Raw genomic sequence first — 14,939 nt, 5'->3', positions numbered from 1 at the left:
TGTTTTAGCGAAAGGGGTCACACGATTTGAAAAAAACATGGATTAAAATACTAACAGCTACAATGTTGGTATTTGGAGTGATGGCACCAGCAACAGGGTTTGCATCTGATAATACGCCTCCAAAAGCAATTGATGAAAAATTGGGCGTACCTATCGTCGTATATGGAGCAAATTTATCTGAGGCTGAAAAAGAATCCGTCAAAAAATCATTAAAAGTAAGTGAAGAACCTGAAATCGAAGAAATTACTGTGTCTGGTGAGGATCTAGTAAAATACATTAAAGATAGTAATTCAAGCTCTCGTATGTATTCTTCTGCGAAAATTACACGTAGAGATACGGGGAAAGGTTTAGTTATAGAGATTGTAACGCCATCTAATATTACGCAGGTAACTTCTGAAATGTACGCGAATGCGATGCTTACGGCAGGAATTCAAGATGCAACGGTACAAGTAGCTGCGCCAAAAGCTGTTACGGGACATTCAGCGCTAGTAGGTATTTACAAGGCATATGAGGTTACAACAGGCGAAACGCTTGATATTGAGCGTACCGATGTTGCCAACGAAGAATTATCAGTGGCTACATCTATTGCAGAATCTGCAGGGGTAGATGATGCTAAGGTTGCAGAATTACTGACAGAAATTAAAAAGCAAATTGCGGAATTGAAGCCAGCAACACGTGAAGAAGTAGAAAAGATTGTACAAGAGCAATTAAACAAACTTGAAATTAATTTAAGTGAAAAGGACCGTCAATTGCTAGTAGATTTAATGAATAAAATCAGTAAGCTAGACATTGATTTTAGTAAATGGTCTGAACAGTTAAATGATATTAGTAACACAATCCAAGAAAAATTCGGCTCACTAATGGAAGATAAAGGTTTCTGGGAAAGTGTGAAAAGTTTCTTTGCAAATCTAAAAGATACCATTTCTTCATGGTTTAACTAAAGTGTTATAGTCGTTAAAAAAATCTGTAATACCTACTCAGTATGCTAGAGTGGGTGTTCAGATTTTTTTTGCATAACACAAAGAGTACACAAATTTTGTGAAAATATAAAAAGCTATGGTACTATGAAAAAAAGGAGTGGTGAGAAATGGAATTCCAATTACAGCAACTAGCGGAAAATCAATATGCATTTTTGAATGAGCAAGAAGGGGAGAAACTCGCAGAAATTACTTGGCAGCAAAATGGCTCAGTGATGGTAATGGATCACACATATGTATCAGATAAGCTCCGTGGTCAAGGTGTGGCCAAACAATTACTCGATCAAGCAGCATCGTATGCACGTGAAAAGGGTTATAAAATGGAGGCCGTTTGTTCCTATGTTGTAGCCGCATTTGAAAAATCAGATGCATATAATGACGTGAAACAATAAAAATAAGGCAATCTGCTTTTGATTAAGCGGATTGCCTTTTAATTGCTAGAGCAAATCATGTAAGCAGCTCCTTACAGTAGAGTGACACTATAAATTAATACCGTTAAGAAGCTAGCTCCACCTAGTAATGCAGCCATATCTATCCAATCATAAGCTAAATCGAATTCTTTCATCCTAACCACTCTCCTATTTTTAGTATTAATTCATTAATTCCCTTTACTTGCCTTTTATAATCATAAATAGTTACAAAATTATGTTGAATGAAAAAATAGAAGGTTTTCAAGTGAGTTTTGGTAGGAGATGGAGTGTGATTGTCTGCAATAAAAACGAGACGAATTGTATTGAATAGCAGTATCATTACTAGATAAAAAAGCAAGTATAAGTCTTACATTTATATATATGCTAGAAGTTATAAAAAAATAATGTTTATTCTTCTAAGAATAGGGAAAAACTATATTACAGAGCTAGTTTTTATATTTTTAGGAGGTCATAGATCATGGCAAAACGAAAAGGAACAGGTGTTGTCCTTGCAGGTTTAGCGGGATTAGCAGCATCTTACTTAAGTAAAAAAGAGAATCGTGATAAAGCACTAACGATGTTTAATAGTATGAAAGCTAAATTCGAAACGTATCTCACATCTGGACCTAATATGGATGACAGAATTACAGAACGAGTTTCAACAGAGGTAGCAACAGAGGCGGGCACATCTCCAACTAAAATTGCTTCGAATGAAATGGTAGCAGAGGGTGGAGGACATACAGGTGTCCATTTCTATAACGAAGAAATTCAAGAAAAAGAAAAATAAAAACAAAACCTTCTCATTTAAGCATGAGAAGGTCCTTTGTGTGAAATAAGGATCGCTCCTGCAAAGAGCAAAAGGACGATTCCAGTAAATATAAAGCCGCTAATTGTACCAAGTGACAGCCAGCCTAATAAAGAAGAGCCTAAAACGACGCCAAGAGAGAAAAATGCATAAAAATAACCATACGCTTTTCCTCGTACTTCAGCAGTTGTAGAGTCAATTAGTAAGGAATTGACTGAAGGGAATAGGAAACCGAAACCGACGCCATAACAAGCCATCGCTATATAAAGTAAAGTGTTAGAATCAGCTTGACTAATTAATAATTGACTTATGCCCATTAACCCTATACCAACAGACAATGTTTTCAGAGGATCAACCTTATCAAAAATGCGGTTCGTTGGTAAAAGAAAAACAAGAACAGCAATTATACCAAATGTGCTCATTAAAGTACCGCTTAAACGAGAGTCATAGCCTAAAGATTGGACTTTGAGCGGAAGTAGATAAGCAATGACACCTTGAGAAAACATTAAGAAGAAGGCTCCTAAAAAGGCTTTTAATGTTCCCGTGTTCTTAAAAAAGACCCTTATCGGAATATATGTATTCGGTTCTGCTTTCTCTTTTTTTACTTGGTTTGCTTTCAGTAGAAAGAACGCAAGAATGCCTAATAGCAGCATAAAGCTTGCCGTGATATTGAAAACAAATGGGACACTTGTTCGACTTGCTAAAATACCACTAAAAGCAGGGCCTATAATGGCAGCAATACCAACAAATGCACCAGAAATAGCACTGCCCTTACCTCTTTTTTCTTGCTCAGTAGCATTTGCTAAAAATGTGAAGGCAGCAGGAACAATGAAGCCTGCAACAAGTCCATGGATAAAACGTACAATTAATAGTGCGATTGGCTCCTCTATTAAATTATATAGTGTTAACGATAAACCTGTTGTGAAAAGACCAACAATTAGTATGATAAAAGGTCCTTTACGATCTGTTAAAAAGCCTGAAATGATATTACCAAATGTATTGGAAAGTGAATACATACCCACTGCTAGACCAGTTAGAAATGCTGATGCTCCTAAAGATTCAGCATATGTACTCATAACAGGAAGCTGGGTAAAAAGGTCGAAAAACGAAAAGAAAATAATTACATAGATAAATTTCTTCATAGCTCCTCCGATGAAATAGAACATTATAGTAAGTTAGATTCGTAGTTCTATTATAACATTTCCAATACAAAAGGACGCCCAATAAGTTTTGACTTATTAGACGTCCAAAAATTAAGAAATTAAGCTTTTACAACTTCTTTTTTCATTGTTTTGTTTTTAGCAAGATTTACATGCCAAGAAAGTGCTTCCTCTAAAAGATGAGGCGTTTGGTGGTTACCTGTTGCCTCAACTGCACGGTTGTAGTAATCCCATAATTGTTCTTTGTAATCTGGATGTGCACAGTTTTCAATAATTAAAGGTACACGCTCTTTTGGTGCAAGACCACGTAAGTCAGCAATACCTTGCTCTGTTACAATTACATCCACATCATGCTCAGTGTGGTCAACATGAGAAACCATTGGCACAATCGATGAAATAGCTCCACCTTTTGCATATGATTTTGTAACAAAAATACCAAGACGTGCGTTACGTGCAAAGTCTCCTGAACCACCGATACCGTTCATCATACGTGTTCCAGATACATGTGTAGAGTTAACGTTACCATAGATATCTAACTCTAAAGCCGTATTAATTGAGATTAGTCCCAAACGACGTATAAGTTCTGGGTGGTTAGAAATTTCTTGTGAACGTAAGCAAATTTTATCGGCATATTTTTCTAAATTGCCGTATACTTTCTTCTGTAATTCCTCAGTCAGTGTAATGGAAGTAGCAGCAGCAAATTTAACTTTGCCTGCATCAATCAGGTTAAATACTGCATCTTGCAGTACTTCTGATGCCACAATGAGATCTTCGAATTCAGAATCTGCGAAACCATCTAGTACAGCGTTTGCTACAGAACCGACACCAGATTGTAAAGGCATTAATTGTTTTGTTAGACGACCTGCTTTAATTTCATCACTGAAGAAGTTTAATAAAATGTTAGCCATTGTTTGTGTTTCTTCATCTGGTGGAACGATTAATGAAGGGGCATCTGGCTCTTCAGAAATAACAATTGCTTTAATTTTAGCTGGATCAACTTTGATACCGATTTCACCAATGCGTTGCATAGCATTGGTCATTGGAATTGCTTCACGATTACCTTGTTCACCTGGAACATAAATATCGTGGATACCAATTAAAGCTTCTGGGTGAGAAATGTTTAACTCGATAATAATATTTTCTGCATATTCTGCAAAAATTGGTGAGTTACCTACAGAGTTTGTTGGAATGATTAATCCATCTTCAGTAATTGCAACAGCTTCAAGAATTAGATATTTAATTGGCCCGATAATTCCTTGACGTACTAGCTCAGCGTTATGAGAAAGATGAGCATCTACATATAAGACATCTCCAGAATTAATTAAATTACGGATACCTGCGTCCCCTTGGAATGGTCCACGTTTACGAATTGCACCAGCTTCTGCTAAGTACTTATCTACTTCTGGTCCTAATGATGCACCTGTATATACATCAATCTTGAATTCTTCATTTTTCGCGCGCTCAACTAATGCCATTGGCACAACTTTTGCGTCCCCAGCACGAGTAAAACCGCTCATCCCAACTACATCACCGTTAGAAATAAGTGCTGCTGCTTCTTCAGCAGTAACAATTTTACTCTCAAGTTCTTTTAAACCTAGGCGTTTTTGAACATTTGCATCCATAAAAAAATCCTCCCCTAAATAATTTTGATGGAAACCGATTACAAAACTAGAAAAAACATTTGAGAATTTTCTGTTTATTCAGTTGTAGTATGACTCCAACCATTTGAATAATACTATCACCAAATTGTCACAAAAACTTTAGAATTAGCATTAAATTGAGTAAAAAAAGGAAAATCGAGCATTAAGATGATTTTTCGACAGAGAAAACGTTTTATTGTAGAGTTGTATAAAATTAGAAAATTTCTACATTAAAAACTGTGTCAAAATTGTTAATGGAGGGGAGAGAAGTGGTCTCTTTTAACGCAAAAAAGAACAGCGAACAATTCATAAAATTGCTCGCTGTCTGTCCATATTAAAAACCTAGAGAACGACGGAAGTAGCTTGCATAGCGTTGGCTAACCGGAATGCGCGTACCATCTTTCATAATTAATAAAAACGTTGAGTGTGAATCTGGTTGAATTTCATCGATGAAGTCAATGTTAACGATATAAGAGCGGTGACAACGAATAAATGAGTCAGGTGCTAAAAATAGCTCTAGATCACTTAGGTTCAAACGGTGATAACCTTCACGAGTCATTGTTTTAACAAATGTTTTACGGAGTTGAGTTTCTAAATAAATCACTTGATCATGTTTGATTGGGTACCAGCAATCATCAATTTTGATGGTAATATAATTTGTTAAGAATGCTGATGGTTTTTGCGGGAAGATAGCAGTAATAGCTCCTTTAGTTTCGCCTTCCTCCATTAAAGGAATACTCATTCCATAGTAAGCGACACCAAAAACATCAGGTTCGATGTATGAGCTGATTTTTTGACCATAGCTAAGTGCTTTGTGTGCGGCTGAACCTTCTTTAATCGGATCACCCGGCTTAATTTTTAAATCAACTTTTTTGCTTGGCTGGTAATACAAATATTCATTTGTATCAGAGATAGCAATGGATGTATTCTCAGGGAAGAACTCCTTAATTATCTCCATTATTTCTTCTATTTGTTTTGGATCCACTTTAAACACCTCGTCTAAACTTTTAAAAATAGTATTATCATCTATTTTACTACATATCCATATAAATTATATAGAGAAGATTTAGGAATAAAATAGAAAAATGTCGATTGACTCATTAAAATGGTGTAAGATGTCTTGTATAATTTGTAAATAAATTTATATAATGACTAATTTTTTTTAATAGGTATATGGTAAAATCTAATTGTTAGGAATAAGTTTACGAGGTTTCTACTATGCGTATGTGATAAATTAGAACTAGAGTAGCAAGTAAAATGTGGTTGAAAGGAAATCGCAGAATATGGTAAAATCCACTGTATAGTCTATTTTTTTTAGATTTGGTGTTTTAGTTGGGTTATTTTTGAGTTATTTTTAATAAAAAATTGTGAAATAGGACTCAGTTCTTATATTGAATAAGCAAATACTATTTTCTTATTTTTAATTCGTTGGGATTGGTGTCAGATTTTGTCATGCAATTCGTGCACTCTGAGGAAAGATGGGGAAGATTATGCAACTACATCAACATTCTATGTCAGAAACGATATCCAAAAGATACTTCCAAGAAATCGATAATATTAATCAATATATCGGTGTCGAAGAATTTTTTAATATTGAGTCGAAATTAATATTTGAAATTTACCATTTAGAATCTACCAAAGCGAAAAAGTCTTTGCATGAGTTAATTGATATTCTTTCAATCCGTTTTGGTAAGCAGGTCATTAAAATTGTTCGAAGTTATTTTTCCGTTTTATCATCAATTGTTGCCCGTAAACTGCTGGACAATCAAGTACCTTCGAAAAAAGCCTTTGCTTTTAATATTGCTTGTAACGATATGATAGAAAATCAGATGAAAGACGCAGAGTTTTTACAATTTGCGGATGATTTAATTGATTTCTTTGTTTACTTTATTGCAGATCGCAAACAACCGACTTTCCGACATCAGACGGTCAACAAAGTAATTATGTATATAAATGATGAACTTGAGAATGATTTAACTGTAGAAAGTATCGCTAATAACTTTCATATCAGTACTAGTCACTTATCACGTATTTTCAGAGAACATGTAGGTATTACATTAGTTGAGTATTTAAATGTTCGACGTGTAGAAGAATCACAATACTACTTACGACATACAAATAAAAGTATTACATCTATCTCAGATCAGTTCCATTTCTGTAACCAAAGTTATTTCACTCGTATTTTTAAAAAATATACAGGTGTTACACCAAAGCATTTCAGAGATGAACTTCATCATGAATTTTATCGTTTTGAAATGGCAGAGACTGAATTACAGAATGTTTAAATTTTGAGCATAAGATGTGAAAAGGTGCGAACGTTTAGCATGGCTAAAGCTCGCACCTTTTTTACGAACAACTGCGGTCTAAATTAGTAGCACTTGCTATTTGATAAAGGTAGAGCCTATAAGGTATACTTCACAGTAGTTGATAAATTATAGTAGGTGGAAAAATGAAAAATTTGAAACTCTTTTCAATGCTTGGTCTAGCAGTTTTTGTGCTTAGTGGCTGTCAAGCAGTGCAAAACAAAGAAGGTTTTTTCTATAGTATCTTTGTAAAACCTATGGAATTTTTACTGGAGTTTTTCGGGAATGATATCTTTTCAGGAAGCTATGGTTTAGCAATCATTGCGATCACGGTTCTAATTCGTTTAGTTCTAATGCCGATTATGTTAAAAAACTATCGTCAGCAGCAATTGATGAAAACGAAAATGGATGCGTTCAAGCCTGAAATGGAAGCCGTTCAGAAAAAAATGAAGGAAGCTAAGACAAAAGAAGAGCAAACACAATATCAACAAGAAATGATGGCTCTCTATCAAAAGCATGGCATTAATCCACTTAACATGGGTTGCTTACCGATGTTAATTCAAATGCCAATTATTATGGGACTTTATTTCTCGATTTTGTATTCTGCGGATGTAAAATCACATGAGTTTTTATGGTTTAGTTTAGGGTCACCTGATATCGTTATGACCATTATTGCAGGGATTGTTTACTTAGTCCAAGCGCGTGTATCATTATGGACTGTACCTGAGCAACAAAAGGCTCAAATGAAAATGTTTATTTATATTTCACCAATTATGATTGTCTTTATCTCAATGTCTTCTATGGCAGCGCTACCTCTGTATTGGTCTGTCAGCGGTGCATTATTGATTATTCAAACATATATTGGGCGTAAATATTATTCGGAGCATCCCGAAAAAGCAAAAAAATAAATTAAACAATGTCGAGGCGCCTCTGTTGCCTCGACTTTTTTAGGAGGTCAGCAAGATGAACAGAAAGTGGCTAGCATCTATTCTTGTTGCAATTTTTAGTATTGCGGCACTCGTATTTATTATTATAGGGAAATTTAATTTTGCCGTACTTGCGATGACGATTATGTTCGCTTTATCAAATGGGTTTAGAGCTAAAAGTTTTGCAGAGCAGGGCTATGTAAAAGAAGCAAAGTGGATGAAGTATATGGCAATCTTTTTTGCTATTGCTTCAATAGCAGTATTTGTCATTGTTCTAACAGACTAAATAAATATTTACATGGGAAATTCACACCTGAAAATGTGAACAGTGCTAAAATAAGATTATAACGAGTAATACAAAAAAATGGGTATTTTCAGGATGGCATGTTTTCAGAGCAATATCCTTGTTGTACCTGATATTTTAAAAGGGGCATAAATAGTGAAAAACAATCGTCTTCCGCTCATCATAGGTGCTTTGATTTCTATCGCGTTAATCGCAGCTATTTTTGTAGTCTATAACTATAAAAATGATCAAGTAAATAGTGCGACTGATGAGCAACCAAAAACAACAGAAACAAACGACTCTACAGAGAAAGACTCTTCTGTAACAGAGGAGCCAGACAATACACCTGAAACACCTGCAGAATCAGAGCAGCAACCTGACGAAAACGGTTATCTACCAAATCAAACATTACCTACTGAACCAACCTACATAAATGGTATTTTGCTAGCAAATAAAATATATCCACTTCCTTCTACCTTTGCACCTGAAGAAAATCCAGAGGCACGACAAGCTCTAAATCAGATGTTAGCTGCCGCCAAGCAACAAGGATTTGATTTAGTTGCATTTAGTGGGTATCGTTCTTTTGAATATCAAACAAAACTTTATGATAACTATGTAAAACGTGATGGACAAGCAGCAGCAGATCGATACAGTGCTCGACCAGGCTATTCCGAACACCAAACAGGCTTAGCGTTTGATATAGGAGAGCGTGGAAAAGAGGATGTATGGCTGACAGCAGAATTTGGAGAAACGCCAGCAGGACAATGGCTATTTGCGCATGCTCAAGAGTATGGTTTTATTTTACGTTTCCCACAAAATAAAGAAGATATTACAGGTTATATGTATGAATCTTGGCATTATCGTTATGTAGGCAAAGATATTGCAAAAGAGATTACAAAGCAAAATATTACGTTGGAAGAATATTTAGGAGTGAAATAAAAAGGGAAGAGATGCGGTTCACTATGAACAGGCTCTCTTCCTTTTTATTTTTATAAAATAGGCGTTAATAAACGTGAAATGGATTCTTTAAATTTAATAAGTGCTGAGCGGTTTTTATACATTTCCCATGTTAATTCCGTACAATCAAAAATATCCTTTTCAAATAGCTCTGCAAGTTGGTGCGATATGTTTGCATCATAGATGAAGGCATTGACTTCAAAATTCAGACTGAAACTTCGGACATCGATATTAGCTGTTCCGACAGTCGATGCCTCGTCATCAATAATAATGGTTTTGGCATGGATAAAGCCTTTTTCATAAATGTAGACTTTCGCTCCTGCACGTAATAACTGACCGGCATAGGAATAAGTAGCCCAATAAACGAACATATGGTCAGGTTTGTTAGGAATCATAATGCGCACATCAATGCCCGACAATGTTGCGATTTTAATGGCGTCTAAGAAGCTTACATCTGGGATAAAATAAGGTGTTTGAATATAAATATATTTTTTCGCCATATTAATAAGTTTTAAATAACCAATCTTAATTTGTTCCCAGTCTGAGTCTGGTCCACTTGAAACAATCTGTAAGCCAACATCACCCTTTTGCGGGATAGCAGGGAAGTAGCGATCAGAGTAGCCCATTTTCTGCTGTGCACTTGCTTGATTCCAATCGAGTAAAAAGCGAGTTTGCAGTGGATGCACCGCACTTCCTTCAATTCGCAAGTGAGTGTCTCTCCAATAACCGAATTTTTTTTGTAGCCCAAGATATTCATCACCGACATTAAAGCCACCAATATAGCCAATTCGACCATCAATGACAACAATTTTACGGTGATTCCTAAAATTTAGACGGGGATTGAGAAGTGGCAAAATGGATGGGAAGAAAACCTCTACTTCACCTCCAGCATTCAGCAATTCTTTAAAATGACGCTTTTTTACATTACGTGAGCCCATCTCATCATAGAGTAGACGTACCTTGACACCTTGTTTTGCTTTTTTAATCAGTGCATTCACGATACGTGTACCTAAGTCATCTAGACGGAAAATATAATACTGAATGTGGATATGATCTTTAGCTGCTTCAATATCTTTTAGGAGTTGTTCAAATTTATTGGCACCATCATCGAAAATATCTAAATGGTTGTCCTGTGTTAATACCGCATTGTTTGTTCTAAGGTGCATATAAATCATTTCTTGATAATTTTCTGCGTTTGCAATGCGAAACTCAAATGTTTCACTGCGAATGGCTTCCATTTGATAGCTAATGAGGTTATCTATCCCGATATCCTTACGCCCTTCCCAACGAAATAAATGCTTTCTTCGTAACTGCCTTCCAAGTAATAAGTACAAAATAAATCCAACTAATGGCAAGAAAAATAATACAAGAATCCATGCCCATGTAGAGGTAGCATCTTTACGTTCTAAAAAAATGATGGTCATGGCTAATAAAATATTAAAAAACAAGGTTAAAGGGACTAAATATTCTATGTCTGTAAAAATGCTCATTCCTACACCTGCCTTTACTATTGTTAACAACATACATAAGTATAGCCTACTTCAAAAGAAGAAAGAAGATATGAAATCTAGCTAGGTAGGAAAAGGATTATCTCTTCGATTCGTAAGGGATAATCCGCATGTTTTCGTTAGTAATTTTCCCATTGAAATAAAATATCGGAAAAATCCTTTCGAAGAAGCTTTTCTCGGTTAATAAAAAACTTGCCAACACCACAATCTGCCCACATAATTCCTAATTCATCATGAGAGTCAATTTGTAATAATAAGACATTATAGCGCTGAAGTAGCAAGGACTCTTGATGAATATCCTCATTTAAATAATAAGCATAGCCACCAATTTTAGCTCCCGCTCCTAGGAAGTGTTGCAAATAAATCTCTTGCACATCATCCATCTGGGAGGATAGGAGGAAGGGAAGGTGACGTTGTGCTCGATAATCTAGTGCAGAAATGGGTTCCTGTGTTAGCTGAAATTGTAAAGCTAATTCCTGACGAATAGGGAAGCCATCTAATGTAGTCGGTATAGAAAAGTGTGCCTGTTGAGAGTGGGCTGTACTGTCATTAACAGTTGGATAAAATCTTACTTTATAAAATTGCTGAAAAATGTCTTCGTAATAATTGACAGTAGTAGTTTTAAAAGTATTGGCTGAAATAAAAAACTGCAGTAATCCCCTTGAAGGAAAACCTAGTAGTGGTGGGATTTCGGCAAAATTAATTTGAGCTAATAATCTCATTGGCTCCCCTGTTAAATCTTTTGGATAGGTTTGAAAAGAGGGGAGATAGGGTTCGCCAGCAAATTTACTTTCAGTTAACGTAGTTGAACGTTGGTATGGCTGAATAATGATTGTTGAAAGTAGCGTGTCTTCGATTTCTGAGCGAAAAGCTTCTAGCTCTTTAGGAAGTAAAAAATTTGTTGCTTTGTTCATGCAAACCCTCCGAATATCTCTCTAGGTCTTTAAAGTATAACAAGTTACGGTATAGTGAGAATCTATTCAAAACGCAATGATTTACTGGAAGCCTTATAGATAAAAATCAAACTTATCGAAAGAATGGCTATTGCTGCCGATATATAGTACCCGAGACTTGCTTGCATCGTAAATAACCAAGTGAAAAATAGTGGACCAAGAATACGTCCTAAGTTATCCATTGAATAGGAAAGACCTGCGGCAGTTCCATATTGTCCTCCAGATTCTTTCGAGGAGAGCGATACCACACACGTTCTAGCAAGTGCATTACCAGCTGTAAAGACACATAGGGCTAGACCAGCGATAAAAAGATTAGCTGTGAGTGTGAATAATAGCATACCGATTGCTGTTACAATTTGAGCACCGATTAACCATGTTGTTTCGCTGCCATTTTTTATACGTCGAACAACGCCACCTTGAATGGCTGCATCAACGAAACCACTAAACATAAATAAATATCCAATTTGTAATGGTGTAATATGAATCTTTTCGATTTGGAATAGTTGGAAAGTAGCCTCAACACCCGCTAGCATAAAGGTTACTAAAAATGAAAACATAAATAAGTAACGCACACGGTACTGTAGCATCTTGCTAGCGCCTTTTGGTACAATAGCACGTTTAGTTGAATCTTTCCGTTTTTCAGGTTCTTTTAAGACGAAACTTGCATAAATAAATAATAGTGCAATTAATGATGCGGATGCGATAAATGGTAATTGCAAACTATAATGGCCTAGCACCCCACCGATTGCTGGACCAAAAATAAAGCCAAGACCAATGGACATGCCCATAAAGCCCATATATTTATTACGATCCTCTTCACTGGACATATCTGCGATAAATCCTGTTACTGCTGTATACAATGCTCCTGAGAATAAACCACCTACAATGCGTGAGACATACAAAATAGCTAGGTTATCTATAAATAATGAAAAAATAACAAAACTAAGGCTAAAACCAACCAGACCTGTTAAGATTAGTTGTTTACGACCTATCTTATCTGATAGCATGCCCCAAAATGGTGCTGTAAAGAAACTTGCAAGTGAATATACGGTTAGTAAACCACCGACGTGGAGATCATTCCAATTTTGCTGCACAATCACCTCAGGTAAGACAGGAATAATAATGCCAAATCCTAGGTAAACGAGAAATTGAACAGACATCAATAATAAAATTGCCTTTTTCATACAGTTCCCTGCTTTCATACAATATTTCACTATGTACATTCTACCCTTCTTGCTCTTACGATGACAAGAATACGGATGGAGAAACATGGTGGAGATAGTTATTAATTGAAGATGAATAAAATATAGTGATTGTGGTTATTTTATAAGTGTTTGGTGGTATAAATAATTTACAATGTAACAAAAATGAAAAATTTTATATGTAAGTTAAATGGTATGATAAATTTGTCAGACATCTTACTCGTAGAAAAATGAAACTTTTTTGTTCCCTAAAACGTTATATAAAATCGAGGAAAGATTGAGGTGGAATGTATGAGGAAAGAAGTAGATTTGAAAAAGATTGTTTCGAATTTATCTAAGTTGGGTGTAACAGCCACTGTAACAAAGTCTCGACTAGAACTTTTAAAAGTGCTAACACCACCAACGCAGACTCCGCAAGTTCAAGCTTAACTCGTTTACAATAGGAAAAGGGAAGTCTCAATGCGCGAGACTTCCCTTTTTCTATATTTATTCATCTTCATCATGTGTCGTAAACATGTACGTTCGATAATGGAACCGCATACTAAAGACTAGCCCAATGGCTAAAGCATTGCCCATTAAAGAACTTCCTCCGTAACTAATGAACGGAAGCGGAATACCTGTAATTGGTAATAACTGAATAGTCATGCCTATATTTTCGAAGACGTGGAAAGTAATCATGGCAATAATACCTGCACAAACATATGTTGAGAATGGATCTTTCAATAAGAGCGTTGTCTTTGTTAAGTGATAAATTAATAAGAAGAAAACACAAATAACAATACTAGCGCCAATAAAGCCCCATTCTTCACCGATAACAGTAAAAATGAAATCGGTATGGTTTTCTGCTACATATACCTCTCGATTTCGGAACCCCTTACCAAAGATCTCTCCTGACCCAATAGCATTTAACGATGTTATTAAATGATAGCCTTCGCTAGATGAATAGGAATAGGGGTCTAGCCAAGAATAAATTCGAGCAAATTGATAAGCCTTTAAGCCGAACGTTTTTTCTAGGAAATCCTGCATATAAAGTGCCATCCACAGTAGGGTGCCACCTGCTACCACTCCACCTAAAAAGGTCGGCAGAATGATTTTCCAAGAAATTCCGGCTACGATGATAAGAGCAGCAGTAATCGCAAAGAATACAAGAGCAGAACCAAGGTCAGGCTGCTTCATAATGATAGCCAATGGTATGATGAGTGTGATACCAATTTTCCCTAGTAGTAGGAAGTCCGTTTTTACTGATTTTAACGAATAAACTTCATGATGCTTACTGATTAGTCGTGCTAGTGCTAAAATGTAAAAAGTTTTCATAAACTCAGAAGGCTGAATATTTCCAATCGGCGTATGATACCAGCTTTTAGCACCATTAACGGGTGCACCGATTTGACCTTCTCCTTCAGGCATAAAAATAAGCAGTACCAATAAGGCAATCCCTGCTCCATACATATACCATGACATTTTTTTATATTGATCTGGCTCAAAAAACATGACGATGCCAATAATTACTGCACCAATAACATACCATTGCATTTGTTTAGGTACGTAGTTAATGCCATATTGACCCGATGTCTGGGCAGATGCAATAGCTAACAAACTGATGACTAGAAAAGTGAAAAGAATAAAAGCGAGGGTCCAGTCAAAACGGTTTGCGAAATTTCGTTTATTTTCCATAAAAGCCACCTAAATTAAAATAGTATCTCAATATGAGTAAATATGATGCGAATCTTCCAATTTCGTTTATAATTGTTCAAAGAAGAGAGCTATTGACCAGTAGAGTGTATGAGATAACTCATATCTATTGATAAGCTTGCA

Annotated in this window: 15 protein-coding genes; 8 read left to right on the top strand and 7 right to left on the bottom strand. The window is 35.8% G+C overall.

The window, feature by feature from the left end:
* Nucleotides 1–26 precede the first annotated feature (26 nt).
* The 3 genes from MHI04_RS20240 (at nucleotide 27) to MHI04_RS20230 (ending at nucleotide 2,174) form a co-directional block, all read left to right on the top strand.
* Complete coding sequence (locus MHI04_RS20240; RefSeq protein ID WP_036119200.1) at nucleotides 27–941, top strand: DUF1002 domain-containing protein; 915 nt, start codon at nucleotides 27–29, stop codon at nucleotides 939–941.
* Nucleotides 942–1,087: 146 nt separating this feature from the next.
* Nucleotides 1,088–1,369 carry a GNAT family N-acetyltransferase gene (locus tag MHI04_RS20235; RefSeq protein ID WP_036119196.1) on the top strand — a complete coding sequence of 94 codons (282 nt, stop codon included), beginning with the start codon at nucleotides 1,088–1,090 and terminating at the stop codon, nucleotides 1,367–1,369.
* A gap of 496 nt (nucleotides 1,370–1,865) precedes the next feature.
* A complete protein-coding gene (locus tag MHI04_RS20230) occupies nucleotides 1,866–2,174 on the top strand; it encodes a hypothetical protein (protein WP_036119194.1) in 309 nt (102 codons plus the stop codon).
* A gap of 17 nt (nucleotides 2,175–2,191) precedes the next feature.
* Here MHI04_RS20230 and MHI04_RS20225 read toward each other — a convergent pair whose 3' ends face one another.
* The 3 genes from MHI04_RS20225 to MHI04_RS20215 form a co-directional block, all read right to left on the bottom strand.
* Nucleotides 2,192–3,334 (bottom strand): MFS transporter, encoded by a 1,143-nt coding sequence (locus tag MHI04_RS20225; RefSeq protein ID WP_058844730.1) that lies wholly within the window; start codon nucleotides 3,332–3,334, stop codon nucleotides 2,192–2,194.
* A gap of 119 nt (nucleotides 3,335–3,453) precedes the next feature.
* The gene (locus MHI04_RS20220; protein WP_036119187.1) at nucleotides 3,454–4,974 is read right to left on the bottom strand and encodes a succinate CoA transferase; all 1,521 of its coding nucleotides are present in this window, start codon (nucleotides 4,972–4,974) and stop codon (nucleotides 3,454–3,456) included.
* 352 nt (nucleotides 4,975–5,326) lie between these two features.
* A complete protein-coding gene (locus MHI04_RS20215; RefSeq protein ID WP_036119184.1) occupies nucleotides 5,327–5,977 on the bottom strand; it encodes a LytTR family DNA-binding domain-containing protein in 651 nt (216 codons plus the stop codon).
* 505 nt (nucleotides 5,978–6,482) lie between these two features.
* On the opposite strand from MHI04_RS20215, the gene MHI04_RS20210 reads away from it, so the two are divergent.
* The 4 genes from MHI04_RS20210 (at nucleotide 6,483) to MHI04_RS20195 (ending at nucleotide 9,443) form a co-directional block, all read left to right on the top strand.
* A complete protein-coding gene (locus tag MHI04_RS20210; protein WP_036119181.1) occupies nucleotides 6,483–7,277 on the top strand; it encodes a helix-turn-helix transcriptional regulator in 795 nt (264 codons plus the stop codon).
* A gap of 164 nt (nucleotides 7,278–7,441) precedes the next feature.
* Complete coding sequence (yidC, locus tag MHI04_RS20205; protein WP_036119178.1) at nucleotides 7,442–8,203, top strand: membrane protein insertase YidC; 762 nt, start codon at nucleotides 7,442–7,444, stop codon at nucleotides 8,201–8,203.
* 55 nt (nucleotides 8,204–8,258) lie between these two features.
* Nucleotides 8,259–8,507: a hypothetical protein gene (locus MHI04_RS20200; protein ID WP_058844729.1), complete on the top strand. Its 249-nt coding sequence runs from the start codon at nucleotides 8,259–8,261 to the stop codon at nucleotides 8,505–8,507.
* Nucleotides 8,508–8,660: 153 nt separating this feature from the next.
* On the top strand, nucleotides 8,661–9,443 hold the full coding sequence (locus tag MHI04_RS20195; RefSeq protein ID WP_036119172.1) for a M15 family metallopeptidase: 783 nt from the start codon (nucleotides 8,661–8,663) through the stop codon (nucleotides 9,441–9,443).
* Between the two features lie 50 nt (nucleotides 9,444–9,493).
* Here the strand turns inward: MHI04_RS20195 and cls are convergent, their stop codons facing one another.
* The 3 genes from cls to MHI04_RS20180 form a co-directional block, all read right to left on the bottom strand.
* On the bottom strand, nucleotides 9,494–10,951 hold the full coding sequence (gene cls / locus MHI04_RS20190) for a cardiolipin synthase (RefSeq protein ID WP_036119229.1): 1,458 nt from the start codon (nucleotides 10,949–10,951) through the stop codon (nucleotides 9,494–9,496).
* 137 nt (nucleotides 10,952–11,088) lie between these two features.
* Entirely contained in the window at nucleotides 11,089–11,883 is a 795-nt protein-coding gene (locus MHI04_RS20185; protein WP_058844728.1) for a YwqG family protein, read from the bottom strand.
* Nucleotides 11,884–11,945: 62 nt separating this feature from the next.
* Nucleotides 11,946–13,106 carry an MFS transporter gene (locus MHI04_RS20180; protein WP_058844749.1) on the bottom strand — a complete coding sequence of 387 codons (1,161 nt, stop codon included), beginning with the start codon at nucleotides 13,104–13,106 and terminating at the stop codon, nucleotides 11,946–11,948.
* 309 nt (nucleotides 13,107–13,415) lie between these two features.
* Here MHI04_RS20180 and MHI04_RS20175 point away from each other — a divergent pair, with 309 nt between their 5' ends.
* Nucleotides 13,416–13,553 carry an Lmo0850 family protein gene (locus MHI04_RS20175; protein WP_164908744.1) on the top strand — a complete coding sequence of 46 codons (138 nt, stop codon included), beginning with the start codon at nucleotides 13,416–13,418 and terminating at the stop codon, nucleotides 13,551–13,553.
* 57 nt (nucleotides 13,554–13,610) lie between these two features.
* On the opposite strand, the gene MHI04_RS20170 is transcribed toward MHI04_RS20175, so the two are convergent.
* A complete protein-coding gene (locus tag MHI04_RS20170; protein ID WP_036119166.1) occupies nucleotides 13,611–14,798 on the bottom strand; it encodes an FtsW/RodA/SpoVE family cell cycle protein in 1,188 nt (395 codons plus the stop codon).
* Nucleotides 14,799–14,939: the final 141 nt, after the last annotated feature.

It is taken from the genome of Lysinibacillus sp. FSL K6-1151, from assembly GCF_038630755.1.
GTDB lineage: Bacteria > Bacillota > Bacilli > Bacillales_A > Planococcaceae > Lysinibacillus > Lysinibacillus fusiformis_D.
The sequence above is the reverse complement of the archived record's forward strand: the minus strand, read 5'-3'. Positions and strand labels throughout refer to the sequence as shown.